Genomic DNA, 26,759 nt, shown 5'->3' with positions numbered 1-26,759 from the left:
TTGGGCTGCACTGAATTTTATTATTTGATGTATAATTGAGCAGATTCAATAGTTATGCTTGGGGTAAAGGAAGTGATACCTATGAAAAAAGTTTTTCATTTCATGGATTGGGGTATATTTGGGCTCCGGTCCTACAATTATATTTTGCTGATATTACATATTTTAATGGAGAATGAATATTCTCCCCAGTTGCTCGTTAACGTCGTCTGGCTCTTAGCTGCCCTTATTGTTCCTATTTTATTCTGGTTTCCGCAGCGAAGGATGAACAAGGAATGGTTCATCTTACTTGAACTATTGCTAGGAGGATCTTATTATATTAAATCGTTCATGCAGGCGGATGTGGTGGGGAGTGTCGATTATCTGATCCCGAGTCTTGCAATCGGATACTTATTGACTAGACAGACTGCCTGGACTATGTCGGTCCTATTACTGCTTCCCGTTGCCAGCATGTTATTTGGAGAAGTTACGTGGGACCTGGTACTCGGTTCAAGCACAGACAACTTGCTTTTCTCGTTTATCGGAATTTGGGTTGGCTTCATTGCAAGTGCCTATCATGAGAAAAATACATTGGCTAAAGAAATTGATGAACAAAATAAATTGTTAACCCAGTATGCTGCCGAGATCGAAAGGATGACTCTGTTGGAGGAACGAAATCGTATGTCCAAGGAGCTGCATGACACGTTAGGACATTCTTTTATTTCCCTTATTATGAGTCTCGATGCTGCTATTGTACTGCTGGACAAGAAGCCGACTCTGGCCAAAGAAAAGTTGATTAGTTTAAGAGGACTGACGGAACAAAACTTGGATGAAATGAGAGACATCGTGCACAAGATGGGGGAGGAAGAGGATATAAGTCTAGTGAATCAAGCCGAGAGGCTCATCAACAACTTTCGGGAATATACCGGAACGGTCATTCGTCTCACACTGGAGGGAACAGAACAGGCAATTCGTTTCGATGTGCGCCAATCGATAATTCGGGTGATCCAAGAGTCTTTTACGAATGCACTAAAGCATGGAAAAGCATCGGAAATTGAGTTGGTGCTCCATTTTACTGCATCAACTTTACGTGTTGTCATTCAAAATAATGGAAAGCCCTTGGATAAAATGGAGTATGGGTTCGGCCTGACCACAATGAAGAATCGGATAGAGATGCTGGGAGGCACCTTTTCAATCTCTGCCCTGGCGATCGCTGGCACTGAAATCAGATGCGAAATACCACTGAAAGGGGATAAGTTGTATGCCTAAAATCAAAGTACTCATAGTTGATGATCAGGAATTGATCCTTGAAAGTCTCAATATAGTACTAGGGATAGAAGACGACATCGAGGTTGTGGGATTGGCTAAGAATGGTGAAGAAGCCATCATCTATTGTGAAAAATCCCAACCGGATATCGTCCTTATGGACATAAATATGCCTATTATGGATGGCGTTGTAGCAACAGAGAGGATCAAACAGCGATTCCCATTAACGAAAATTATTATTCTGACTTCGTACAAAGAGGTGGATTATGTTCTGGCCGCGTTAAGCCATGGAGCTGAAGGCTTCCTACTCAAAGCCATCCATCCCAAAAACCTTATAGCCGGCATACGGGTGGTTCACACAGGCGGCACATTGATTTCGCAAGAAATGGCAGATAAGATGATTAAAAACTTGCTGAAAAGTGGTATTCCATCGACTATGGATACAAGGGCCTTTGAGCCCGAATTGCTTGAGAGAAACAATGAGTACGGACTCAGTACCCGCGAAGTCGAAGTTCTTCACAAGCTGGCACTAGGGTTGCGCAATCAGGATATCGCTAAGGTATTATTTCTTAGTGAAGGTACAGTTAAGAATTACATCTCGAATATTTATTCGAAATTGAATGTGAAAGGCAGAAGAGAAGCTACTCATAAGGCTAGGGAAACAGGGATTTTAGATAGTTAAAGAATACACCTTAAAGAAGAATGGGATAACACAGTACATCTGCTCAAAGCTGACACCGTAACGGATGTCGGCTTTTTTGTTGATGTAGATTACCTGTCCGATGCTGTGAGAGGTCGGGGCTAGCCATCCCCATTCTAATAATCTATTTCGCTAAAGTCATATGACCATGATATGACTAAATGGCACTCCTGATATATGACTTTATTAAAGTATAGTATGATTTGTTACCTGTAATATCGAAATATGAATAGAGATCCTGTAAGAGGAAGAGGAGAGATTATTTATGATGAGAAAGACTAATACACCCGATAATGAGGTGCTTAGCGGTAAGAGAATATCTAAGTTTGTTTCGTTCTTTCAATTCCCTCTCATCTGGATGCTTGTGGGAGCGCTTGGTATCGCCCTCGCCAATGTGACATTCAGCTTGTTGTCCGAAGATTCCAAAGCACTAGGGTCCTTCGTACTGACACTTGTCGGAGGCGTTGTTGCTATCGTTCTCTATTGGCTCGTGATGAAATTTCTGGCACAGCGTCTAGTTACTGAACTTCTGGTACAACGTGCGGTATCGGAGGCAATTCTCGGTGCTGTCGTCGGTCTGAGCTTTGTCATCGTTTCAACGGTTCTCATCATCTCATTTGGTGGCTATTCATTCACATGGTCACCCGAAAACGCTGGCTCTGTCGTTCTGCCTATCATCACCACAGCACTCGGCGTTGCCTTGGTAGAAGAATTGATCTTTCGGGGGCTTGCCTTTCAAGCAATTGAAAAAATGGGGGGAAGTTGGATTGCATTGGCCGTGACATCCCTCTTCTTCGGGATCGCTCACCTCGGCAACCCCGGAGCTACAATTTGGGGAGGTTTCGCTATTGCCATTGAAGCTGGTGTATTGCTAGGTGCAGCCTTCCTTTGGCGGCGCAATGTTTGGTATATCATTAGCCTCCATTTCATTTGGAATACAACGGTGGGACTCTTAGGTATCCCCGTCTCGGGGCATCCCTCCTCAGGTCTCTTCACGGTCGAAGTTACGGGCCCGGCCCTTCTCACTGGAGGCGAATTTGGTCTTGAAGCTTCGATAGTACCCATCATAATCAGTCTGTTTATTGCCATCCCTATGCTGATCTTTGCTCGCCGCAAAGGGCATCTCGTATCTCTCCGTCATGATCGAAAGTAACATTAGAACCCGTTGGAAGTAATTATGTACGGTGTTGTTGAGCTGGCTGGAGGCTTGGTCAATGTAACCGGGATCTTATTACTTTCATCGTTTTTCACATCGTTACCGAATTGTGTCTTCAGGCCGTTCACGGCGATGACTGGTGTCTTGGACGTATTTAACTGGAAGCCATCATGCAACTTGATAATAATCGTTTTCTTGTCTTCAGACAGAGCAAAGCTGTCCAACTTGGGATTTAACGCCACCCCGTTGATCGTAATCTTAGACAGGTCGATAGAGTCTACATCGATGCCCACTGTCAGATACCAAAGTTAACTAATACCGTATCACCAGACTTAAATAGATTTGTCTGAATACCGTATCCCCATTTCTGGAAATTAACTCTTGTGACGGGGGTGCAGTATTTTGAATATGTATTAGAATGGAAGAGAACATACCTTAGATGAAAAATAAAAAGATGGATACGATCCAACTTGAAGGAGCGGTTACATGCGCAGAAAGATTTCAAAAATATTAAAACGTAGCTTGTTAATCATCATTATAATAGCTGTACTAGGTTTGGTATTTCCTACATGGACACCACAAATTAAAGGCAAGAACAGCATCAGTGTACTAGATCAGGTCCAAATCAACGGTGCAGGACATGAGATCATGATTAGAGGAGTCGATCGGAGCAATCCGATCATGATCTTTGTACATGGAGGTCCAGGCGTCTCCGAGATTCCGTATGTGAGAAAATATCAGGAAGAGCTTGAGCAGTATTTTACTATCGTTCATTATGATCAGCGCGGAAGTGGAAAGTCTTATCATTTTTTTGAGGACTATTCGAATCTGAGAACCGATTTACTTGTTGATGATTTACTGGCATTAACAGATTATGTTACCAAGAAATTAGATCAAGATAAAGCTCTGCTGATAGGACATTCGTTCGGAACCTATATTGGGATGAAGGCTGCTGCTAAAGCGCCAGATAAATTCCAAGCATATATAGGAATAGGACAAATGGCTGATACGATTCAGAGTGAGCTGGATGGCTTGGAATACACCATTGAACAGGCAAAGCAAGCGGGAAATTTGGATGATGTGGAAAGCTTAGAGCTTCTTCGAGACCCCATCGAACGAGGGGAGGGGTATACGCCCAGAAATCTTGTTCGAAAATATGGTGGAGCAGCTAGACTCATCAACGATAACCAGGATTATTACTTAGGGTTACTTCTGAATCCTGAGAATAATGGGCTCGATGTGATTCGCTCAATCAAGGGGATATCCAATTCACAAAAATCCCTGATTATGGAAGCATCAACTAACCATATCACCGATATTGTTGAGCGCTTGGAAATACCCACTTATTTTGTTATGGGACAATATGATTACATGACATCTATGGAAGCGGCAAAAGATTACTTCGATATACTGGATGCACCAGTAAAGGAATTCGTACGATTTGAAGAATCAGCTCATTATCCGCAGTTTGAGGAGAAGGAGCGCTTTGTTGAATGGATAATGAGGTTGGGTTTTTAGGTTATTAGTCATTGGTCAATGGGCGGAAGAGGAAAGGGGATGCGTAGCGACGTATCGTCGCCGCAGTCACCCTATCCTGCACAACTTCGACATTCAGTGAATAGTTATACCAAGTTGTAAAGGTTTCTTTCCATCCCCAGCACATTCGTAGGAGCGGAGAGTAATCCTTCGCTTACCCTACTATCAGATGGCGTCTCTTATTCAATGTTGAAGCTCTTTTATTCTGATAACTAGAAAAACGAAGATCATGAGTCAGATGTAGCTTGTTTCCCGCTGCAAAGTCTGCTCCAGACACTTCAAGAGGTTTGGTCTCTTCAAACGTTCTAACTGTTTCGAAGCCTCCAGTAGCAAGCAGCCCGCGACTCGCCTCCTCCTTACCGCCGAATGTACCGTCCGGAGCGTTCTCTAGCAAGCCTAAATTGAGCGCCTTCTGGACATATCCAGCAGCCCAATTGGAGTCGATTCAACTTTCTCCTTGATACCTAATCCTCGAACTAGGAATGTGGCCAATTATTCAAAATCATGGCGAACAAATCAAGCAATTTGACACCAGACGAAATCTGTTACTGTCTAATCTTTCCCATGATCTACGCACCCCTCTAACGATGATTTTAGGCTACGCAGAAACGATTCGTGCTGGATTGCATAAGGATGAGAAGGAGCTACAAGCGAGTTCCAATGTTTTGCTACAGCGCTCTCGTTATATCGATAAGCTTTTAGATCAATTGTTAGATATTACTCGCCACGATGAGGGGAATTTAGAGCTTCATGTTGAAGTAAATATCCCTGATGAGGATATCCAATCCTGGATTGATGCCTCCCTCATCGAACGTGCGCTGCGAAACCTATTGGACAACGCGATTCGCTACGGATCAGAAGGCCATTATCTTGAGAAGTGTCCCTTTTGAAAAAACAATGTTCGAGATTCAATTGCCAAAGAGTCAGCGTGAACAATAACGCTGACTCTTTCCTACGTTCAACCAATATGCCATAACAGCTAGCATGAATTTATTCAAACTGACAATAATTCATTAAGTAGATATTCCGATCGATGTGTTTTCATATTGTGCATCTTTTAATGCTTTTAAGATAAAATGTGCTACGTCAGCACGTGGTATTGACATTGATTTCTTTGGTACATTCGTCGTAGATTCTCTGTATATTCCTGAAAAGGGACGATTGGTTAACCCTAAAGGTCTAACAATTGTGTAATTCAGTCCATGTTCTTCAATATAATCAGTAGCAGCTCGATGATCGACGAGAGTATTCTTAAGCATTCTCATGATCAGTTTCCCACTTATCCCCGGTAGTTCTTTATGAATTCCGGCAGATGCGGTGTAGATAATTCGTTTCACATCATGCTCCTGCATACCATTAACAATATTTTTTGCCATCTCTTGGAGCTCCGTAGATTTCTTCATCCCTTGACTAGAGCCTAAGCATGACACGACAGCATCATGACCAGCAATCGCTGCTGCGACTTCTCCTTGATTGAAGGCATTTCCTTGTATGATATTTAAATTCCCGTGTGTAACGTCTATCTTTGTTGGAGTTCGTACAAACGCCGTTACCTCAAAGCCGCTCTCTATTGCCTGCTTCACGACAGATTGGCCTACACCGCCTGATGCGCCAAAAATAATAATTTTCATAGCACTTCACCTTTCTTTCCCATCATTATTCCATCCTTTAAGCTTGGAAAATCATATTAATTTCTTGAATTTTCTCATTGGATAGCTGAACATCTACCATTTTTAAATTGTTTAATACTTACTCTGCCCGTTTAGCCCCTGGAATGATGACATCAATCGCTTCGCTCGTTAAATACCAAGCAAGTACAATATGTGCCACTTCGACTCCTTTAGCGTCTGCTAGCTGACGAATGCGTTCCACTTTATCAAGATTTTACGCGAATGCTTCGCTTTGGAAGTATGGCAGAAACCTTCGTTGCGACGACAAGTTCAGATCGTTTGCCGCTTTCTTTCACAACTTCACCTATGAGTTCTTCTGAACGTCCTGGGCCATACAAAAAAGCAGTATCAAGTAAGTTAATGCCGTTCTCAATGGCTGTACGGACCAATTGTTTCCCGACCTATTCAGCACGTGATGCAGAAACCTTCTCGCGTAATGGTACTAATATTAAAGAAGCGACAATGATGAGTATACCTAGAATAGCCGCTGACCAGTACAACCCGCCGTAACCATTTTCTGCAGCCCTTGTTGTAATTTCAGAAACACTGTTTAGAATAACTTCTTTTAATGCTGGGTCTTGAATCGAACTAACGATTTCATTCATTTGATTAGGATCAATTGAACCAGATCCGGAAGCCATTTGCTGACCGATTTGTGCTAACTCACCAAGTGCATCCTTTGATAAATCCGCCTGCGCAACGTTGGCCTGTAACACATCCTGGAAATCATTCTTAAAAAGATTACCCATATTGTTATAGCCTCGTGCAATGAAACCCGCATAAATGGTTGGAGCTATGGTCATACCAATTTGACGAAGTAATGATAAAGAAGCAAGAGCAGAACCTTTATCTGATTTTAAACCTTCTGTCGCTAAAATATTTAATGGTGCACCTAAAATGACACCAATCCCAACACCTGCAATCATACTTGAGACAACAAATTGCCATTTCACTTCAATCCATAACGGGAATAATGCAAACCCGATGGCTGCAATTAACCCCGAAACAATAACTGTAAATACGGGGCCTCGCTTAGTAACAAGTATACCACCTAACCCAGCACCAACACCTGCTGCTAATGCAAGTGGAGTCATCCAGTAACCTGATTTTTCAGCCGTGATACCAAGTACATTTTCTGTGAAGGCTGGGATAAAAATCATACCTGCTAAAATTCCACCTGATAAAGCACCAATTAAAAGCACCATTAAGAAACGAGGCTGTTTAATTAAGTATATAGGTAAAATAGGGTCACCATTTTCTTTTCGTTCTAATGCAGACTCATAAATCATTAACACGATAAACAATACGATTCCTGCGCCAATAAAGCCTGATACTTCAAGCTGCTTAAAGCTTGCCCAGAAATCAATATCAATGTTGGTTAAGCCGTACATAATCGATAAAATAGCGAACGATAAAATAATTGTTCCCATTAAATCTAAACGTCCAGGACTTGGATCTGCTGATTCCTTTAGTTTCATAAATGCAAGAATAAATAAAACAATGGCAATGGGCACGTTGATTAAGAATAAAATATGCCAGTTCCCCGTCAAATCAAGTAAGAATGAACCGACGTTTGGCCCTAATACAGCTGCAACTCCGTTCATCGCACCTAATAGTCCTAAATACTTCGCCTGCTTGCTTGGCTCAACGGTACTTAAAATATGGGAGTTCCCGATAATGAAAATACCACCGCCGCCAAGTGCTTGAATGAAACGCGCTGCTAAATAAAAACCAAATGACGGGCTAAGCGCTACTAATGTTGAACCGATACCGAATAAGGCAATTTCAATAATAAATAGTTTCTTTCTTCCATACCGGTCGGAAAGTTTACCAACAATCGGTAAGCTAATCGCCAACCCTAGTGTATAAATGGTAATCCCCCAAGCACCCCAGTTATCCGTCACATCATAGTGACGATTAATGGTTGTGAGCGCTGCACTAATAATCCCGTTATCAAGCTGTGCCATAAATACGCCGATCGAGAATAAAAGTAAGGCCCAAAATTGAGATGACTTTTTAGCCAACAAGATTCACCCCTTAATTATCGGATGTTTTTACCATCATATAATACTCCTTTAAATGAAATCTTTCAATTTCACTTTGAGTATACTCCAAGTGCTAGTTAAATTCGATTCCTTTCTCTGCATACATAAACTTAGAGCAGCGAAACTCTCTCCTGATCAACTGCTTTACAAGTCAGACGTCTAAGAGGATGCACGATCCCGGATTCTACTGACTGCGCAATTGCACTCTTTGCCCACGCGGGGATCATTGGTGCATCGCTAAACTTTAATGTAGTGACTTTGCTAGTAAGCTTCTGTCCATTCATCAGCATCATAACGAGTTCTGCACGCGTAATCGTGGTGTTCGGTCTAAATGTACTGAAATGGTTCACGGAGCTGAGTATGGCGCGGGGCCACAGTCCTCAGGATGAGTGCCGAGGTGCAGCGAATAAAGGACGCGAGTAGCATATTAAGAAGTAGTCGGCATGACACTTCATTAAAGAGTTGTATTAAAAATAGAGTTGGGCCATTCTCCCAAAGAGTATGGCCCAACTCTATATCTGTTAAGATGTGTTTCTATTACCAGAGGTTCAACAGCACCTCATGCAACCCTGTATTAGAATAGCCGATGAATCGACCATACTGTATCCGTATTGAAACCAAGGGTTAGACCGTTAGCTTCGTAATATAATCCAACTGAGTCACCTGCTTGCAGCTCTACATCACCGGATAGCGTCACCGTCGCACTACTTAGTACGGTCCTCATAGTTAAAATTAACGCCACATTGACGTCCAATATAGGCATATAACCTTTTATTAAATCAGTGTTGCCATTCTTCTTTACGGTAAAAATTGGATCGACCCCACGTCCTAAGCTTGTACTAACTGCAGTGTTAGTCTTATAGTTAACAGTTGCATGTATGGCATATTTGCCAGTGGCCGGTGCCGTAAATATCCCTGTAGCAGGATTAAATGTAGGGCTTGCGTAATAAGGGGACGCCTCACTCCAATTCGTAAATAGCGTACTACTAGCGATTGAGTATGTCGTACCCGAAACAGAAAACCCCTCCGAGGTAAAAGAAGTCCCTGCTGGGCCTTGTGCTCCCACTGGCCCTGGATCTCCTTGCGATCCCGCAGGGCCTGCTGGGCCTTGTGCTCCCGCTGGCCCTGGATCTCCTTGCAGTCCCGCAGGGCCTGCTGCGCCTTGTACTCCCGCTAGTCCTGGATCTCCTTGCGATCCCGCTGGGCCTGCTGCGCCTTGTACTCCCGCTAGTCCTGGATTTCCTTGCGATCCCGCAGGGCCTGCTGCGCCTTGTACTCCCGCTAGTCCTGGATCTCCTTGCAATCCCGCAGGGCCTGCTGCGCCTTGTACTCCTGCTGACCCTGAACCTCCTTGTGATCCCGCCGGTCCTGATGGGCCTTGTGCTCCCGCTGGCCCAGTCGCTCCGGTATCGCCTTTATCACCCTTGACTCCATTGACTTTAGAATCCTGCGATTCTTGGACAACCGATAGCTGCGTACTGATGGAGATGGTTTTCGCGGTGGAATTCCATTCTACTTCTGCACCGAATAATTCGGCAATAAAACGTACCGGTACCATAACCCGGTTCTGAATGATCTTAGCAGGTTGATCTAGCGTGACCTTCTCCTCTACATCACCGACTTTAGTGCTGGCGGTCGGGTTGCCGATAATCAGCGTACCCGATGCATCTCCTTTAAAAGCTACTATTGTTTGTGTAGAACTGTTCCAGTTAAGAGACACACCAAGCGAGTCTTCAAGGACCCTCAACGGCATAAGCATGGTTCCTCTATGGACAACGGGTTCAACGTCACTCGGGATTAGGCTATCATTAACGATAATAGAAATCTCAGCCACTTGGCCGAGCGAAGTCGCCTGAGCAACAGGAACTGCAAACAACGTCATTACAAGCATAAGTACAATGGATAATTTCAGTCTTTTTATTTTTATCACTTTACTTCCCCCCACATTTATGAACTTTTGGTGACACGATCGCCGCTAGACGGACAAAATTAATCATTAGATTTCTCAAAAAGACAGGTATTCGATTATATTAATTGCGGCTCCCTGACTCTAGCCGGCAAATTATATTTTAATATAATAATTCAATGATTTTTGTAATCCCAATTACAAAATAGTTAAAGTATTTTTCCTCCGTCACTTGTAATACGGTTCACCTTAACGGGTCTATCGGCAAAAACAAATAGCGGCCTCATGGCCGCCATTAATCTGTAAACGAATTAGATGAAAATATATACTCTTCATTAGAACGGGGGAGTCGAAACGGCAAGAAGTATGGTTTCTCCTTTCCAGATATTTCTATAGCGATGGGGAAGGGTAGCATCATAGTAAATGCTATCTCCTTCTTCTAGAATATAACGGTCATTACCAATAAAGAGTTCTAATTTCCCTGCAACTACAAATGTAAATTCTTCCCCTTCACTGTGACCGACACCGATCTCTCCAGAAGTACCACCTTCTTCAAGTACCCCATAAAGCGGGCCCATTTTATTGCTGTTTCCCTGACTAAGCGCAAACCAGGTAATCCTGGAACCTTCAGATTGAACAAGAGGCTTTCGTTCATTTTTTCTTATGACAGTGCTTCGCTCATCATTTGCCAATAAATCTCTAAAATTAATTTGCAATGCATTGCCGATCCGTTTTAATACGCTCATAGAAGGATTAGCCTTATCCCGCTCAATCTCGCTAAGAAACGAAAGCGAGATTGAGGCCGCTTCGGACACGTCATGGAGAGTTAATTTTTTCTCTTTTCTTACTTTACGGATGGAATCGCCTATTGAATTCATGTAGAAATTTCTCCTCTTTTCCTTTTTTACGCTGACAGCGAAATAATATCGTAATTATATGCCCTAATTTGTGCTTTTACAAGCATTTGAAGCAGGGCAGGATTACGTTCTAAAAACGTTGATTTGTGAACATGATTGCATTAGTATTTATATCAAGGCTGATGCAAAGCTAGCTTCCGGGGCTAGTAAGCATCTTCTACAGACAGAAGACTTTTGAATTAGAATATTTCAGACCTATCTTGATAGTATTCGTTGCTAGCGTAATTTACGCTCTAGGGAGAGAAACATGCATCATGTTTCTTCCTGCAAAGACATAATATCCGATAAATAAATTATAGTGGGAGAGAAACAATTATGGCATTAGGATCAAAGATCTATAAAGTGGGAGACATCACAGTCAGACGTATAAATGAATTGGAAACAAACGGATATACGGCGAAGGGTCTTCTTCCTGATTGGGATCCGTCCTTCTTAGAACAGCATAAAGACTGGTTGCTTAAAGGAAGCATGGATGAGGATTTGGAACATGTCATCATTACGATCGGAAATTGGATCGTGAAAACTCCTGAGCATACGATCTTAATAGATACGTCTACTGGAAATGATAAAAACTTGCCCAATAATCCGGGTCTTTCCAATCTTCAGCTTCCCTATCTCCAATGGTTGGAGGAAGCTGGCGTAACCCCCGAGGAAGTGGATTACGTTTTGCTGACGCATCTCCATTATGATCACGTCGGCTGGAACACTAAGCTAGTTGACGGCAATTGGGTTCCGACCTTCCCGAATGCCAAATACATTATGCCGAGGATAGAGGAACAATTCTTCGGTAGTTCGGAAAGCCATAACGAGGCAAACCAGGTAAGCATTAATGCCTACGAGGAAAGTGTTTTACCGATTATCCAGGCGGGATTAGCCGAATTCATCGGACCAGAGGGCGGAGACTTTATTGAAGGCATCAAATTCATCCCATCGGCGGGCCATAGCATCGGTCAAATGTCGATCAGTATAACATCATGTGGGGAAGAGGCCTTCTTCGCCTCCGATGTCTTGCATCATCCGATCCAGGTATATCGTCCGGAATGGAACTCTTGCTTCTGTGAATTTGACGATCAAGCACGTGAATCGCGGCTTTGGGCGCTTGCCTATGCAGCGGATCGCAACGCTCTTTATTTCGGCACGCATTTTCCTGGCACTTCAGCAGGTTATGTGAGTCGAGATGGAGACGGCTTCAAATGGCGTTATGAGTAATAACATGAATACAAATCTATTATTAAACGAGCAATTCATTGTGAAGGAAGACTTTAGAATTCAAAGCGATACACCGGGCATTGAACTGCTGGTTAGAAATAAACGCTTGGCTTCCAGTGAAAGCTTTACCACGGAACGGACAATATTGATCGTACATGGTGCAACCTATCCAATCGAAAGTCTATTTGATGTCGAACTCGACGGCTTTACCTTCTTGGATTTCCTCGCCAGTCATGGTTATGATGTGTATGCCGTGAACGTACGCGGTTATGGTGGATCGACTCGCCCATCCGAGATGGAGCAGCCTGCTGATCACAATCCCCCGCTCGTCCGAACCGAAACAGCCGTTCGAGATTTTGGTACTGCAGTTGACTTTATCTTGAAGCGAAAGAAACTGTCCAAAATCAATGTGTTCGGGATGTCCTGGGGCGGGACCGTAGCAGCCGCTTACACCAGCATGCATAATGATAAGGTGAATAAGCTTACACTAGTCGCGCCGCAATGGATTAGCTCGAAGCCAATTCCGCTTGATCCCGGCGGTCAGATTGGAGCGTATCGCTTCGTTCCGACAAACCAAATGAAGGTTAGATGGTTAAGCGCTGCTCCGGAACATAAGAGAGACGACCTCCTCCCAGAAGGCTGGTTCGAGAAGTGGTCGGAAGCGACACTCGCTTCTGACCCCACTAGCAAGATGCGGACCCCCCCGAGTATCCAAGCCACTAACGGTCCCATACAAGATGTACGCGAATATTGGGGCGCAGGCAAAAAGTTCTATGAACCCAAAGATATCAAGGTTCCGGTCCTTTTGGTTCATGCAGAATGGGACATCGATGTTCCGATCGAATTGGCAAAAGAGTTATTCTCCGAAATAACAGGCGCTCCCTATCGGCGTTGGGTCGAAATCGGAGAAGGAACGCATATGGTCATGCTTGAGAAGAACAGATTACAGGTCTTCAAGGCTGTGCAGCAATTTCTCGATGAAGAATACAGTCCTGCGAGATAAATCCCCCCAAAGTGTGAAATAACATTTCCTAAATTCAAGAAGACCCGTAGCCACGCTACGGGTCAACAACATCAAGTGGGGCACCCATGGAACCACTCAGCCTTTACAGCCCCAAGACATTGCTAAAGCGATCTGCTATGCCATCGAGCAACCGGAATGGGCCTCGGTGAATGAAATCATTATTCGCCCCTCTGCTCAGGTCAGTTAATCTTCTACTTAAGGGGGAAGGTAGTTCATCGGTTTTAAAAGTGATTCGTTCCCAAGTATTTCTGCGCGCAGATATCGGAATGATCCCATGGAGATTCTTGAACGCCCGTGCGAACGCTTCCGGCGATTGGTATCCATTAATGGATGCCTCGCAAGCTTTGGCTATTACACCACTTTGAGCTTGCTGACAGTTTGAAATGTCGTTAATTAAGATTTATCTTGGTCTCCTTTTGTTTTTAATTTAGTCCTTGTATCTATTACATACAGATGATTATCTAGATATTCAATTTATTATTATTGTAATCGGCTATAAACAAAAAGCCTCTGTCCAGGTCTAGAAAATGTTCAGTCTGCTGATTTAAAAACGAAAACCTGATCGGACAAAATCTTTACTTTTGTCCGATCAGGTTTAATTTTATTCTTCACAATGATTCACAACTTCCTTCAGATCTTCTCACCATACTTTTCAAGCTTGTGTTCAATCATAGATGCATATGTCATTAATTGGTTGACTTGGTTCGATACCCTCTCCTTTTGCCGATTCAGTAGATCGACACGTTTTGGGATTGTTCCATCGCCTTGGAGGGTTAATTGTGCAAAAGTCTTCATTTCTTCAATGGTCATCCCGGTGTCCCGGAGACAGAGAGCGAACTTAAGCCATTCCATGTCATCCTCGTCAAAGACTCTTGTGCCGAATTCGTTACGTTTTATAGGAGGAAAAATCCCCTCTTTTTCATAATATCGTAAGGTATGAATAGACAGACCGGTTTCTTCTGCAACCTTGCCAATCGAGTAATTAATAAGACTGCCCCTTTAACCAAGAACTTGGCTGTATACGTACGCTTTAAACTCCTCGTCTTTTAATTGTTCGCGAAACTTCAATATTTCCTCAGCATCTTGGCCAGCGGGATACCTTAATTGATCACCTTCGTCCGTTACTGCTCTAAAAATGGTTTGAGCGACCATTTCTGCTGTGGCTTGTAGGTGAGCATTTTTCTGGGTGAATTTCTCAAACCCCTGATTGAAAGATTCGGAGAAATCATTATAGTCTGACAGCAATTCATCGTGCAATCTTTCGGCGGAGCTGTACCACGGAGTTTTTACAATGCCCGGCTCGATTAATTTAACCTGAATATTCTGGGAAGCCAGTTCGTAGGACAGCGATTCGGAGAAGCCCTCTACGGCAAACTTAGTTGCATGGTATAAAGAGGTTAAAGGGAACGTGATTCTTCCGCCTTGAGAAGAAATGTTAACAATCATGCCTTTCTGATTTGCTCTAAAATGTGGTAATAGGGCTTTCGTCACTCGCATTAATCCAAAAACGTTTACGTCAAACTGGTTGTGAATTTGTTTTTCGGTAGCTGCTTCAAAAACTCCCACTGCTCCATATCCTGCATTGTTTATAAGTACGTCTATTTGTCCGAAGCGTTCTACGGCTTCACTTATAGCACAATGGATGCTTTCTGGCTGCTGGACGTCCATAGGAGTCACAAGAACATTATTATACTTAATAAGTTCGGTTTCTTTTTCCGGGGATCGCATAGTTGCTACGACGTTCCACCCTTGTTCTGCGAAATGCACGGCTGTCGCTTTCCCTAACCCTGTAGATGCACCTGTAATAAATATTGTTTTCATTTATAAATCCTCCTAATCACAAGTTGTTTTCATTATAATGTCTAGAGTTTACTCTATGTCAATAGCGATGTTTTAAAAGGGAGTCAATCATAAAAAACGCGGAACCGATTGCGGCTCCACGTTAAGATCATGAGAGAGTATCCAGATTAATTCTTCACCTTCGAATCTGTTACGTTGACCATCGTCTGGACAGATGTCCATGCTGCAGCTAAGTCATCACGCGAGACAAAGCAGACGAGAACACCTCTTAGTTGACGTGTTTTTTCCGGTTTAGTTTATCCGTGAGAATAATAAGCGTATCCTTATTTCTGCACAGAATCATGATGCTCATGCTCGCTATGATTTGTCTCTCCCTTTTGACATCCCGCCAGAACGAGCGTAATGGCAAGGAGAACCATTATGATGCAGATACCCGTTCTAGAGCTACCCGATGCATTCGCTTTAACCCTCATTAACGTACCTCCTTCGGCGTTATGCTCTAACGGATAAGCACAGCATGAAAAAAGACATACAAGCCAGTATTGAGCAGAAAACGGCAATGGTACCCGGATCACTTAGGTGCATTCCCAACATGGGTCCCATTAAGCCGGACATGACGCCGCTTGTCACTCCGCTGACGATGGTTTGGTAATCGACAAGTGAGCCAAAAATGATACCTATCACAATGGCCGTGCATGTCGTCCCAATGATGACCAGGGTGGACATGTCGTGGGACAGCCATGTACTCAGTACCGCTCCGATCGCGAGTCCCGAGACGCCGCTCGCCGTCATCGCGATATTCATGCCCAGATGGTAGCTGATCAGTCTTCTCGCCTTATATAAATACAGGTAGGAAATTACCCCTACTAACAAAATAGCTGCCAGTAATAGCAGCGCCCCTACGTCCGTCATCACGCTTCCCTCCCTTTTATATTTCTAATATATAACCTTAGAAATATATTTATTCCATTCGGCCGGCACGGAAATAAACGAAGCTGTAAAGATCATAAGATAAAGGGAGGTGATCTGATCATGAAACCACGAGAAGAGTCCAAATACACGTCTCCGACGAGTACGCTCCCGCTCCATGAATTAAAAGTTAGACAGGATTATCTGCATGGACTAAATCTGCAGCGTTTAAGCGAGGCTATGCCGGCAAAGAAGAACGAAATGATTTTACTTAAATTTTTCAAACACAAACGGTTTCAACAGGTTGCGGTCTCCTGGCAACATTGTGGTGAGACGATCGAAACGATAGGCAAGGTGGAAGTCGTCGGCCGAGATTTTGTCATCATCTCTCGCTTGATTCATCGTTACTGGCTACCGTTCTCTGTCATTACTTCGGCGAATATACCGCTCGGATTGCCCAATCTATCTTCCACTCACCAGCACGCGGTATTCGACCAACGCCTTCGCAAGCAACTGACAATAGAATTCGGCCGGACCGTGAACAAGCGTAATGATTTGCTCCGTCAGTTCTTCGAACCCTCCTTGGAAAGCTACTTAAAAACGTGGGAAGGCACGGTGTTTCAGGTTCGCACGAAACAAGAATCCGGAAGTTCCCTGGTCAGAGTAAAGGAAGGTCGGCTAGTTGCATTAAATAGCGCACGAAACCAAACAGATATTCTAACCCACGCGATCTCTTGCATTCATGATGTCCGTTTGCTGAATTCGCTCTCTCCTCTCCTGTTCATCCTCCCCAAAAAATCAGGTAAATGAAAGGGAACCCACGATTTGATCGAACACCGATCACATCGTGGGTCTGCTTTTACATGTGGGGATCAGTAGCGATCGATAAGCTTTTGAAGCGAAACGATCGTCCGGTCGCCCGGCTTCAGTACTCTGAAAATCCCCCATAATCCCAGCTCGATGTCCCAGCGGATATTGCCCGATCGGTACATATAATCACCCGGTCTTCCGAAGAAACCACCAGCTCCGTAAAGGAGGAGGAAATCGTCCGACGAGCCGACTGTGTTCTGCCCCTGCGTTGAGACCGCCTGGGAATTCACGTCGTCATCACTTCGGAGCCATGTATGACCGTGCAATACAAACGTATGGGTGCGAGGACGATCTGACGTAAAGACAAAACGAATGACCACAGGATCGCCGACATGCGCAAGGAACAACGGGGTGGACGGATCGCCATGCACCTTGCTGCTGAACACCTTGGCGATATCCAACACGTTGGCCAGACGGTTCTTGAACCGTTCCGCGCGGTAATTAAAGCCCCGCGAGCCTTGGTCCTCGAAATCCTCCACTTCACCAGGCTCCGGCGAATCGAGCAGAGGCGGCTCCGGATCGACGATTAAATTACCATCCTTATCAAGCAAACGAACACCGTCATGCATGATGAGGGCGAACTCGCGGAACGAGCCGAACGGATTGATCACGACAGCCTGACTCGCATTTACCTCAGGCTGACCCGTCAAGGAATTCACATATTTCGAGCCTCTCGGTTCTGTAATGAGAATACCGAAGGCGCCATGATGGCGGTGATGCCGGATATCCGCCATATCGACCAGGTTCACTGCGCCTAACTGTTTGTCGATATACCAACGATACGTATAGCGCTCGCCCGGGCCGATCGTTTGATCCAAATTGAATCCGACGGTCGCCCCATCGGCGTCCCTAACGTCATACACCAACAGCTGCGCGTGCAGCGATATTCGATTTGAAGCTTTGAATGGAACCTCCACCGCAACGGCCGGATACCCAAAGCCGAGAGGTTGAGTATCCTTCTTCAGCCGGTTATGCAGTGTCACTTCGATGACCTCGCCGACGTTGGCGCGAAGAACTAACGGCTCGGGGTTGATCTGCCCCTTCCGGATATTACGAACGTCACGTGTCAACGCGAAAATCAAGCCGTCTGGATCATGGTCACCGAACTTGTTGTAGACAATCGGCGTTTGAAGCGCCGTTACGTCATAGGAACGAACCGGTGCGCCCGGCGGTCCCGGGTTGCTCTTCGGAATAGCTTTCGGCGGTGCCTTGCAGGTCATCTTCGGCAACGGATCGTTGCGCGGCGGCGGTGCTGGCCGATCCGGTAGCGGCAGTAGATGGGGCACTCTCGAGCCGAAGGAACGCATGATGCCCCAGTTACCAAGCCAAATATCGTCCAACGAACCGTAATGGTAGAGCATATCGAAGTCGCCTTCACCCTCCACCTCGAACTCCAACGTAAACGACTCCGAAATACCGATGTGCATCTGCTGCACCAAGTCAGAGTCGATATCCGGACGTTCTCGGTTCCATCGCTGCCGGTGCAAATTGAAGGAGTGGGATTCTTCATGTGCACCATCGAGAAGCCGAATACGCACCGAATCACCGTTATAGGTCTGCATCAGCGGCGTAACCGGATCGCCGTGCAACCACGAGCTGAAGACATATGCCGGATCGAAGCCCGGCTGATTCAGCCGGAATTGAATGGGTTCATTGCGGTAGTTCACACCCATTACCCCAGGGTCCTCATGGGAGCTGGGGAAATTAGCCGGATTGAGAGGCTGGCCGTCTTTATCGAATAACAGTGCAAAATCATGCACGAACAAATTAAATTCCCTGAAGTCCGGGATAAAGGGCTGTACGATCATAGCCTGAGTACCGGAGCGGATCTCTTCTCCCGTAACCGGCGAGAGATGACGGGATCCACGGGGCTCAATATTGATGCCGGCAAATACACCATGCAGCTGATTCGAATTCGCGAACAGATGGTCATGCCAGAAGGTGGCCTTCAGCTCCGCGTCCGCAAACCACTGATAGCGGATCGTCTGACCTGGCAGTACGCCGGAGTCATAGTTCCAACCGACATTCGCTCCATCGGCCACGAGCGGATCGAATTTCACGAAGTGTACGTGCATTCCGGCTTCGTAAGTGCGGGTCACAAGCTGAAATGCGTTGCCGCCAATCGTCTCCGGGAGCAGATTCGTAAACTCTAAATGTATGCACTCGCCTGCGTTCGCGCGAATGACGAGCGGCTCCGGAAGCTTCCGTCCCGCCAGCACATCCTCGACGTCCTCCAGCAACACATACAGGCGTCCTTCCGGATCATGCCATCCATGCTCATTATATACAATCTTCATTTGAATGAGCGCAATTTCATAATGACGCTCAGGCGTTACGCCGACGATGCAGGGATTGACAAAAACCGCTCCCGGTACAGCATTAGGCGCAAATTGATTGATTTCAAGCTGAGTGGATTCCCTTCCCCCGATTATACCGAGGGGCGGCCTTGGTGCCTTGCAGCCGACAATGCCAGGAATGAAATTCGGGAAGCCCGGTCGGGCGGGCGTAGGCAAAGCCGGCATCGGGCGGCCCAGAAGCGGCTTGAGCGCTTGAATCGGCTCTCCATTCGGATAGCACTGGCTTCCGTCCTGCAGCGTGTTGAATATTCGCTGCATCCCCCACATTCCCTCCTCGAAATGCGGGTACAGATGACAATGGATAATGACGTCACCGAATGCGCCTTGAAGGCTTCCCGCACCGTATGCCGGCGATACCGTATAATAATTTTGCGGCGAGATCGCCTGTGAATCGAGGGTCTCGGAGTCGATGTCGCTCGGCTCGAACAGCCATTGATGGACATGGTAATGGAATACGTGGGTCTCCTTCGTTCCGCCATGAATTAACCGGATTTTAACGGGGTCACCGACGTACGCCTTAAGAATAGGAGTCGTAGGATCGCCGAATACCCAAGAATCATGATGGACCTCTTCACCTTCGAGATCTGGAGAGACGACCCCCTCCTGGATGAGGCGAGACCGGTTACGCATTGGTTCTGCCCGGTAGTTGACGGCGTGAGTTGCGGATGGTTGCAACGTGTGAGGATCAATTGGTTTGTCGCCGGTCATATCGTCGACTTCCATCTCGTCATGGAAGAACCAAGCGTATTCGCGGAATGAAGGAAGGAACGGATTATGTATGTCCGCAAATACACCGCTGTCGATCGGCTTTCCCGTAACCGGATCGGTCCACCATGAGCCGCGAGGCTGCACGATCAGCGCCCCGAATAAGCCATGAACCTGCGTTCCCGACTCGCTGGACAATGTATTCCCCAGATCGCTGAAATAATGAATACCCTCAATGAGCACATGCCATCTGTACGTGATCCTCTCACATGGAGCTACGGTCGTATCTGGATTATTCCCGACAAAGGCGCCGTCAGATGTCCGTACATCGTATTCTGCGTTCTGGATATGCATCGACGTATTAAAAGGTAGCTGGTTCTCGAAACAGATCTCGACCTCATCGCCAATAGTGGCTCGAATGATCAGTGGTTGCACGAGATCGACAGGTGTAAACGGATTTTTCGCGACCAGCCCTCTAACGTGCGCTTCATTCTCCTTCAGTATGTACATAATACCATCGGGGTCATGATCTCCGAAATTGTTCACCACGATCCGAATCGGAATGGCCACGATGTGATAGCTTCGCAGCATAGGATTATCTCTCCCCTCGACTAAATTTGTATCGATGGTATAGGAACGCCTTCCGTTTCGAAATAAAACACATAAATCTCGTCGATATGAGTCCGAATCACTGTACCGTCTAATTCGTTGATATTGTTCAGCTCTACGACAATGTAGGCAAAGTCTGATTCCACGTTCACGAGTAATCCGACGATGAAGAACGGATAGGTTTCCGTAAAGATCAGCACCTTCGTTCCGATATTCAACACGAATTGCTCCACGACACCTAGCTGGCGTGTTTCGTTGGCATCGGTTGATCCTGTTGATAATTCTTCCATATTGTCTCTCCCCCTACTAAATCAATGGTATCCTGCGTTCTGGATCGAACGGCAGGATACTCACGATATGCTCGATAGGAAACATAAGTGGTGTCGGAAAACGGAAGAAAGGTGCGTTTTGCATTTTGATGATGGCGGGGTCCAATAGAATCGAGCCTACAAAAACTTCGGCAAGTCTGCCGCTGAAGATTGAGCGGAAGGTCTGCCCCAAAATATTCAGCTGGGTGGCGTCAAGAATAATCAGAACATCTTGACCGAGAAGCTCTTCAAAAACCGTGTTATTCGGCGCAACAAATGTCAAAGCGGGTCCCTCCTGTTTAGGAATAAAATACTCACCTTATACCTATGCCGCGCTTGGTATCCTATAGACCTTTTTTCACCTTCAGAACCGAAATGTCATCCAATTTTATACGCTTTACGGATCTTCTTTCTGCCGATTTCAGCAGAAGTTCATCTTCCTTCACCTTCAGGATAGTGCCCGTTTCAACGCTGCCGTCCTGAAGGATGACAAGGGTGTTACGACAGGTAAACGGCACTAAAGCGATGGACAACGGGATACCGAAGAACGCATTCAATAAATCGATATTTCCGGATACTACTTTACCGAAATTCAGCGTTAAGTCTCTACGTTGCTGCACGTTCAAGCAAGACAGATGAGGATCGTGCACGATCGGTGGTCCCGGACACAGCAAACCTTCGATCTTGATGATATTAGTATACAGTACAAACGTCAGCCACTTGTGACCACTAAGCTGCAAGTAATCCTTGCCCGACTCGATAAGAAAACCTTTGACATCGAGATTACGCCGTTCATTTTCCACTTTTAAATGTAGGAATTGACCCCGGTTAGCCAGCAGCTTTAACTGAAAGGCACGCAGTTGATCCGGATCCCTGGGATTACCAAGGGCACGCAGGATGTCGTTCGCGCGGGCAATCTGTAATTTAAGCTCCTTCAGTTTCTCCGGTGATAACGGGCTTACAGGTGATGGGAATAATGGCGTCGGTATTCGCTCTGGGCATCCTTTTCTCCGTACCTCCTCTTTGGGCTGCAACTGAGGCTCGCAAGTGAAGCAGGCTTGTAAATCCGGGCGATGCAATAGTTTACTTATCATAAGTTAATCGTCCCTCCATAGTTAGGCATTCGTACAAATGTACTTCATCCTATGGCCTAACGCCCATTTAGATATGGGTAGACGCCCATTTTTGACAAAAAAAATAATAGCAGGAACTAGGCGTTTATACCTTACGCTGACTAACGAGTGGGCGTATATATATCCCATCTTACTAGGAAACCACAGGAGGTCGTGTACAGTGATCACAACACGCAAGAAAAAAGGTAATCGTATTTTATTATCGAAGAAAGCTTTCGTTTTTGTCCCTAAACATTCAATAAAGGAGCATTGCGGGTGCAAAGATACCTTCAATCACAACGACAAATGTGAACATAGGCGGTATGGGGTAGGCTTAGGTCACGGTTACAAGGTGGATCGCTTCAAAAGCTCGTTTTGTTTTGATCCATGTGTGCAGATTCGTCTGGCCGGCTTGAACGGTGGCTTGAATTTTCAGTTATTCCGCTTTAAAGGTTGCCGTGTGAGAATCAATATCTTGGCGGGCGAAAGGGAAAAGGTGATTCGCGGGGTGATCTGCAACGTCGGCACCGATTTCGTGGATCTCAAGCAATTAGATGGAACAGTCATTACCATCATGCAGGAACGTATCGTCGACGTCCATTGGCTGTCCGGGAAATGCGGGCCTTGCAATCTGAAACCGCGTCGTCGCAAGAAAGTATGCCCTCCGATATTCAAACCAGGGCGCAAAACCAACCGCAGACGTACGTTGGTTGATGAGGAGGATTACGAGGAATAGATATGATGGATTTAAAGTAACTCCTACGTTATAAGTAGAACTCCCCTTACTATGCCAAAGTGGATTACCAACGATCAATGTGTTTTGTAATGTTAATATTAAAGCGGATTGGGCGAAGGATTGGGGGGTGGCTGTAACGGCATGTAAAAAGGCTCCTACTGGGAAGCCTTTTTATTCTTTCTTTTTTAATCCTGTTCTTCCTCCATATTTAACTCATCCTCACTCCAACAAATGCTTCCTGTAAGTGTATCTTTCGTAAAGCTATCCACGAAGGATGAACCAGTTCAACTCCGTTCCGGCTAATGCGAACGAAATACATATCGGCAACGTCGTTATTAATATTCCGTCCCATACGGTAACGGTCGATCAGCAGGAAATCAAGTTGACTCCCCGCGAGTTCGCGCTCAGCATCAACCAGATGCGTATGCAGTTGAAGCATTCGATAGCGGAGAAACGCAAGGCGGAAAAGACCAAAAATGATTTAATTACCGGTGTATCGCATGACTTGCGCACTCCACTGACCTCGATTCTCGGCTTTCTCGAAGTGATCGAGAAGGATCGATATCAGGATGAAGTGGAGATGCGCTATTACGTCAACATCGCGTATGAGAAATCCTTGGCGCTTCGGCGATTGATCGACGAACTGTTTGAATATACGCGAATCAACAACGGCATGCCTCTGGAACAGAGCGAGCTCGATATCGCCGGGTTAATCTCTCCTGCACGTAATTGTCAGCACAGTTAACGGGCCCTGAAGATCGCTCCTAACAAATTCAATGTTTAGTAACATTGAGCTATGCTCAACTTCAAACTAACTTGCCCCTATTTATAATACGGTTCACCGCACTGTCTGTAACGGCAAGTTTTAGGGCCATCCTTTTGATGGCCCTTTCTTTGATTCGCTTTGATCACGCCTTTTAGGTTCTTACTTAGATTCGATGCGACCTAATGGATTGGCACCCTCCTCCAGATCTTTCCGGGCTGCCAACCAGCTTGAATCGTCGAGATTGAGCGCATCGCGAAGGTAAGACCACGTGAGCTGCTGGAGCAAAGCAACTCGTTCGGGGTTCTCGTCCGTCGTCTCCGCGACGTTGTACCCGGAGATTCCGCCAAGTATATGTTCTGCCCCGAAGAGGGTGAGCAGGCTCTTACTGCCCGGGCTCAGGAAGTAGGGGTCTGTGAACCAGTCCGGCCCCCGAGTGGACAGGTGGGATTGGTCATGATCCCCCGCGACCACGAGAGTCGGCGTCCTCATATCGGAGAAGCTCGGGTTCATGAATGGAAAGTGCTCTGCCGCGAACGGACTCAAGTCAGCTTCACCAAGGCCAGTCGTGGAAAGCAATACGCCCGCCTTGATCCGCGAGTCGGACATGTCCTCTCCCGGTTCGCCATTGGCATCGAGGACTCGCGCGCCAAGCAGCATGCTCACCGTTTGGCCTCCCCAGGAGTGTCCCGCAGCGGCGATGCGGCTGCGGTCGAGACGTCCGCTGAGGCCTGGAACGGAAGCTTCAATAAGATCAAGTTGGTCAAGGATGCGCTTCAGGTCTTCGACGCGGAAACGCCAGATCAGTGGTGTACGGGGATCGTCAGGAGGTAGATTTAGCGTCCTCGAGTCGAGATGGGTCGGTTGAATGACCACGAAGCCGTGAGCAGCCCAGTAGTCGACTAACGGACCGTAGCTATCCATCGACCAACCAAAGCCTTGCGATAAAATAATAATAGGTAATTGGCTACCCGTCGCTGGCGCTGATACCCGCACTTGCAAATCCTCACCGCGGCCCGGGGCTGACAGCACTATCGGCTTTACCGAGATGACTGGAGTAGACGTACTTACGTGCATTTTCATAATAGATGTTCCTTTCTTGGTCTTCTCAATTTAAGTACAGGTTGACGTGTCAACCTGTACTTAATGTAGCACGGTTGAAGTTGTCACGTCAACCGTGCTATTATATTCTCATGGATAATAGCAAACTGAACGATGAAGAAATTCAATTATGGTATAAGTGGAAAGGCTCCTTTCACAGCATCTTCGGTCGCGTAATTAAAGAGATGTCCGAGTGCACCGGACTATCCGAAGGCGATTATGGGGTATTGGATCGGTTAGACCTTCTGGGGAACGACAGCCTTCGCCAACAAGAGTTGGCTGAATCTATGGACTGGGATAAGAGCCGATTGTCACATCATCTGACTCGGATGGAAAAACGTAGCCTTGTGATGAGAAAGCCATTAGACGCAGATCGCGGTGTTCAAGTCATCATCACTCCCATTGGAAAGTCAGCATTAGATGATGCCCGGCCCATTGTCTCCATGGCCATACGCAAACATTTCCTAGATCAGTTAACCGATCTAGACATTGAGTCGATTACGAGGCTGGCGGAAAGAACAAAAAAAGGGTCTTCAGCGTCTAGTAATGCCTCGACGCCGTGACCACGTTTTTTGAAACAAATATGTTGAACGTTAATTGAACCGGCCCCTTCCACCAAATAACGGAGGGGGCTTTTGCTTCAGCAAGCAACAGTCCCCTCTAGGTACCCCATCGTTCTGTACTCCAAAAGCAAGCAGCAGCCCGTTTACACCGACTTTTCCTCCGAGTAAGATCCATCCCAAACTCATGCCTGGGAAAGTGCCCTTCCAAGAACTCGGGTATCTCCGAAAAACTTGCCGTTACTTGTGGTACGGTTCTCCGTAACGGAGCTATCGGCGAAAATGCGACCGTAAGCGTCAAACAGCCCCCACCTTGTCATCAAGTTGAGGGCTGTTTGACGCTTACCTAATTTTCAAAAAAAGCTTTCAAAGACTTTTCCATCAATTCGAAGTTCTGTTTAAACTGAGCCTTTCGATGACCATTTGCACCAGATGGATGAGGAAAACCCCATATACAATTATCAAGTACATATTTACTTGTTTTATCAACATGAATCAGTACATTCTCAACCGCTTTGCCTAATGGAATGATTAATGGGTTTTCTAGTAATACAATCTCTTCTAAAAAAGAACTTCGTGCAAAATCTCGAAGAAATGGTACTGATACTAAGTTAGGATTACTTCCCGTATAATTTAGACTATTTATAAATACCGGATACGGCAATACAGAGGTTGTATGAAGAAGCTCTGATGTTTCATTGAATAAACACTCGCTAGAAGGCATTAGTAAATATTTATTTAGACTAAGTTCATCAAGCATTTCAATTAGATTTTTTCTCATGCTTCCGGCAAACCGTGCTGCTTTCTTAGTCCTAATTAGGATTTCTTCATCTGAAAGATCCATATTTAAACAAGCTCTTGCCTCTTCAAATGCTATTCTCATTTGAGTCCATCCAGGGGTTAGACCAACAATCATTATTTTTGCTGATGTGTTTACATATTCATTATGGGGTGAGTAAAACATAGTAACTTCCTTAGAATTCAATATATTAAACTCGTTTCTTAATAGATCATCTTTACTAAGTATTTGGTTAATCGGAAGTGATGCAATTGCCGGCTTGTATTTATTAAATGCATCTCTTACAATCATTTTCTACCTCCTCAGGTTAATCATTTATCAAAAAGTTATACGAATGAATCATCTGACGAATGATGAGGCGCCTGCGCTAGAATTACGAGAGCAAATGAAAAAGGCTTATGATCAGGTATACACAAAATTATAGAGCACTTTTTGGGACACACCAGAGATTGAGCTTCTCCTGTCAAGGACCGGCGATCATAGGGTGAGGAAAACATATTTCTATGTCACCATTCTTCACATTTTAAAAGGTCTCTACACACTTCTTATCACTCAAATTTATCGCCCTACTTATGATAAGGCTCACCGTAACGTGGCTACCGGCGAATAAATAACCTGTGTCCCATAATCAAGACAAATGCAATCATCCACCGCCACAGGCTTTCATCTAATTTGTACAAGGACATCAGCAAGGTTTGAAATAAATGACGGCGTATAAGGTAATC

Annotated in this window: 27 protein-coding genes and 3 pseudogenes; 11 read left to right on the top strand and 19 right to left on the bottom strand. The window is 45.5% G+C overall.

The features are described 5' to 3' along the window. The first annotated feature begins 81 nt into the window (after positions 1-81). The 3 genes from AC1TO8_RS11555 to AC1TO8_RS11545 all read left to right on the top strand — a co-directional run bounded on the left by AC1TO8_RS11555 (position 82) and on the right by AC1TO8_RS11545 (position 3,095). A complete protein-coding gene (locus AC1TO8_RS11555; protein WP_482055766.1) occupies positions 82-1,245 on the top strand; it encodes a sensor histidine kinase in 1,164 nt (387 codons plus the stop codon). Next, entirely contained in the window at positions 1,238-1,924 is a 687-nt protein-coding gene (locus AC1TO8_RS11550; RefSeq protein ID WP_482055765.1) for a response regulator transcription factor, read from the top strand. Before AC1TO8_RS11555 ends, AC1TO8_RS11550 begins: the two co-directional genes overlap by 8 nt. Before the next feature lie 283 nt (positions 1,925-2,207). Beyond that, a complete protein-coding gene (locus tag AC1TO8_RS11545; protein ID WP_482055764.1) occupies positions 2,208-3,095 on the top strand; it encodes a CPBP family intramembrane glutamic endopeptidase in 888 nt (295 codons plus the stop codon). Positions 3,096-3,097: 2 nt separating this feature from the next. Here the strand turns inward: AC1TO8_RS11545 and AC1TO8_RS11540 are convergent, their stop codons facing one another. Beyond that, complete coding sequence (locus AC1TO8_RS11540; RefSeq protein ID WP_482055763.1) at positions 3,098-3,340, bottom strand: hypothetical protein; 243 nt, start codon at positions 3,338-3,340, stop codon at positions 3,098-3,100. 244 nt (positions 3,341-3,584) lie between these two features. Between AC1TO8_RS11540 and AC1TO8_RS11535 the strand changes: the two genes are divergently transcribed. Further along, a complete protein-coding gene (locus AC1TO8_RS11535; protein ID WP_482055762.1) occupies positions 3,585-4,616 on the top strand; it encodes an alpha/beta fold hydrolase in 1,032 nt (343 codons plus the stop codon). 172 nt (positions 4,617-4,788) lie between these two features. Here the strand turns inward: AC1TO8_RS11535 and AC1TO8_RS11530 are convergent, their stop codons facing one another. Beyond that, positions 4,789-5,079, bottom strand: coding sequence for an S-layer homology domain-containing protein (locus AC1TO8_RS11530; RefSeq protein WP_482055957.1), 291 nt, complete (start codon positions 5,077-5,079; stop codon positions 4,789-4,791). 37 nt (positions 5,080-5,116) lie between these two features. On the opposite strand from AC1TO8_RS11530, the gene AC1TO8_RS11525 reads away from it, so the two are divergent. Continuing rightward, entirely contained in the window at positions 5,117-5,524 is a 408-nt protein-coding gene (locus tag AC1TO8_RS11525) for a sensor histidine kinase (protein WP_482055761.1), read from the top strand. A 123-nt stretch (positions 5,525-5,647) separates the two neighbouring features. On the opposite strand, the gene AC1TO8_RS11520 is transcribed toward AC1TO8_RS11525, so the two are convergent. The 6 genes and pseudogenes from AC1TO8_RS11520 to AC1TO8_RS11495 form a co-directional block, all read right to left on the bottom strand. Further along, positions 5,648-6,265 carry an NAD(P)-dependent oxidoreductase gene (locus AC1TO8_RS11520; RefSeq protein ID WP_482055760.1) on the bottom strand — a complete coding sequence of 206 codons (618 nt, stop codon included), beginning with the start codon at positions 6,263-6,265 and terminating at the stop codon, positions 5,648-5,650. A 37-nt stretch (positions 6,266-6,302) separates the two neighbouring features. Beyond that, positions 6,303-6,705 (bottom strand): annotated as a pseudogene (locus tag AC1TO8_RS11515) (aldo/keto reductase); the annotation flags it as partial. Then, complete coding sequence (locus AC1TO8_RS11510; RefSeq protein WP_482055759.1) at positions 6,706-8,331, bottom strand: MFS transporter; 1,626 nt, start codon at positions 8,329-8,331, stop codon at positions 6,706-6,708. Between the two features lie 128 nt (positions 8,332-8,459). Then, a complete protein-coding gene (locus tag AC1TO8_RS11505; protein ID WP_482055758.1) occupies positions 8,460-8,699 on the bottom strand; it encodes an S-layer homology domain-containing protein in 240 nt (79 codons plus the stop codon). A gap of 224 nt (positions 8,700-8,923) precedes the next feature. After that, positions 8,924-10,279, bottom strand: coding sequence for a copper amine oxidase N-terminal domain-containing protein (locus tag AC1TO8_RS11500; RefSeq protein WP_482055757.1), 1,356 nt, complete (start codon positions 10,277-10,279; stop codon positions 8,924-8,926). 311 nt (positions 10,280-10,590) lie between these two features. Further along, the gene (locus AC1TO8_RS11495; RefSeq protein WP_482055756.1) at positions 10,591-11,133 is read right to left on the bottom strand and encodes a helix-turn-helix domain-containing protein; all 543 of its coding nucleotides are present in this window, start codon (positions 11,131-11,133) and stop codon (positions 10,591-10,593) included. Positions 11,134-11,487: 354 nt separating this feature from the next. Here AC1TO8_RS11495 and AC1TO8_RS11490 point away from each other — a divergent pair, with 354 nt between their 5' ends. Together AC1TO8_RS11490 and AC1TO8_RS11485 are read left to right on the top strand one after the other, a co-directional pair. Further along, a complete protein-coding gene (locus tag AC1TO8_RS11490; RefSeq protein ID WP_482055755.1) occupies positions 11,488-12,381 on the top strand; it encodes an MBL fold metallo-hydrolase in 894 nt (297 codons plus the stop codon). 4 nt (positions 12,382-12,385) lie between these two features. Continuing rightward, positions 12,386-13,384, top strand: coding sequence for an alpha/beta hydrolase (locus tag AC1TO8_RS11485; protein WP_482055754.1), 999 nt, complete (start codon positions 12,386-12,388; stop codon positions 13,382-13,384). Between the two features lie 271 nt (positions 13,385-13,655). Here AC1TO8_RS11485 and AC1TO8_RS11480 read toward each other — a convergent pair. From AC1TO8_RS11480 to AC1TO8_RS11460, 5 genes and pseudogenes are all read right to left on the bottom strand, one after another. After that, positions 13,656-13,727 (bottom strand): annotated as a pseudogene (locus AC1TO8_RS11480) (AraC family transcriptional regulator); the annotation flags it as partial. Between the two features lie 308 nt (positions 13,728-14,035). Continuing rightward, positions 14,036-14,380, bottom strand: coding sequence for a MerR family transcriptional regulator (locus AC1TO8_RS11475; protein WP_482055956.1), 345 nt, complete (start codon positions 14,378-14,380; stop codon positions 14,036-14,038). A 24-nt stretch (positions 14,381-14,404) separates the two neighbouring features. Then, complete coding sequence (locus tag AC1TO8_RS11470) at positions 14,405-15,226, bottom strand: SDR family oxidoreductase (RefSeq protein WP_482055753.1); 822 nt, start codon at positions 15,224-15,226, stop codon at positions 14,405-14,407. Between the two features lie 302 nt (positions 15,227-15,528). Next, positions 15,529-15,678 (bottom strand): hypothetical protein, encoded by a 150-nt coding sequence (locus tag AC1TO8_RS11465; protein ID WP_482055752.1) that lies wholly within the window; start codon positions 15,676-15,678, stop codon positions 15,529-15,531. Positions 15,679-15,697: 19 nt separating this feature from the next. Next, on the bottom strand, positions 15,698-16,117 hold the full coding sequence (locus tag AC1TO8_RS11460; protein ID WP_482055751.1) for a hypothetical protein: 420 nt from the start codon (positions 16,115-16,117) through the stop codon (positions 15,698-15,700). A gap of 120 nt (positions 16,118-16,237) precedes the next feature. Between AC1TO8_RS11460 and AC1TO8_RS11455 the strand changes: the two genes are divergently transcribed. After that, complete coding sequence (locus AC1TO8_RS11455; RefSeq protein ID WP_482055750.1) at positions 16,238-16,924, top strand: hypothetical protein; 687 nt, start codon at positions 16,238-16,240, stop codon at positions 16,922-16,924. Between the two features lie 62 nt (positions 16,925-16,986). Here the strand turns inward: AC1TO8_RS11455 and AC1TO8_RS11450 are convergent, their stop codons facing one another. From AC1TO8_RS11450 to AC1TO8_RS11435, 4 genes are all read right to left on the bottom strand, one after another. After that, entirely contained in the window at positions 16,987-20,637 is a 3,651-nt protein-coding gene (locus AC1TO8_RS11450) for a multicopper oxidase domain-containing protein (protein ID WP_482055749.1), read from the bottom strand. 20 nt (positions 20,638-20,657) lie between these two features. Further along, positions 20,658-20,945, bottom strand: a complete 288-nt coding sequence (locus AC1TO8_RS11445) for a hypothetical protein (protein WP_482055748.1) — start codon at positions 20,943-20,945, stop codon at positions 20,658-20,660. Positions 20,946-20,961: 16 nt separating this feature from the next. Continuing rightward, on the bottom strand, positions 20,962-21,246 hold the full coding sequence (locus tag AC1TO8_RS11440) for a hypothetical protein (protein WP_482055747.1): 285 nt from the start codon (positions 21,244-21,246) through the stop codon (positions 20,962-20,964). 61 nt (positions 21,247-21,307) lie between these two features. Next, entirely contained in the window at positions 21,308-22,057 is a 750-nt protein-coding gene (locus AC1TO8_RS11435) for a hypothetical protein (RefSeq protein WP_482055746.1), read from the bottom strand. A 199-nt stretch (positions 22,058-22,256) separates the two neighbouring features. Between AC1TO8_RS11435 and AC1TO8_RS11430 the strand changes: the two genes are divergently transcribed. Then, the gene (locus AC1TO8_RS11430; protein ID WP_482055745.1) at positions 22,257-22,811 is read left to right on the top strand and encodes a hypothetical protein; all 555 of its coding nucleotides are present in this window, start codon (positions 22,257-22,259) and stop codon (positions 22,809-22,811) included. Between the two features lie 400 nt (positions 22,812-23,211). Continuing rightward, positions 23,212-23,526: pseudogene (locus tag AC1TO8_RS11425) on the top strand (histidine kinase dimerization/phospho-acceptor domain-containing protein); the annotation flags it as partial. Positions 23,527-23,736: 210 nt separating this feature from the next. On the opposite strand, the gene AC1TO8_RS11420 reads toward AC1TO8_RS11425, so the two are convergent. Next, positions 23,737-24,657, bottom strand: a complete 921-nt coding sequence (locus tag AC1TO8_RS11420) for an alpha/beta hydrolase family protein (RefSeq protein ID WP_482055744.1) — start codon at positions 24,655-24,657, stop codon at positions 23,737-23,739. 110 nt (positions 24,658-24,767) lie between these two features. Between AC1TO8_RS11420 and AC1TO8_RS11415 the strand changes: the two genes are divergently transcribed. Further along, a complete protein-coding gene (locus AC1TO8_RS11415) occupies positions 24,768-25,238 on the top strand; it encodes a MarR family winged helix-turn-helix transcriptional regulator (protein ID WP_482055743.1) in 471 nt (156 codons plus the stop codon). Between the two features lie 343 nt (positions 25,239-25,581). Here the strand turns inward: AC1TO8_RS11415 and AC1TO8_RS11410 are convergent, their stop codons facing one another. Further along, on the bottom strand, positions 25,582-26,325 hold the full coding sequence (locus AC1TO8_RS11410; protein ID WP_482055742.1) for a uracil-DNA glycosylase family protein: 744 nt from the start codon (positions 26,323-26,325) through the stop codon (positions 25,582-25,584). Between the last annotated feature and the right edge of the window lie 434 nt (positions 26,326-26,759).

The sequence above is a fragment of the Paenibacillus sp. Y859 genome, assembly GCF_056786405.1.
This window is presented reverse-complemented; position numbering and strand designations above follow the sequence as displayed.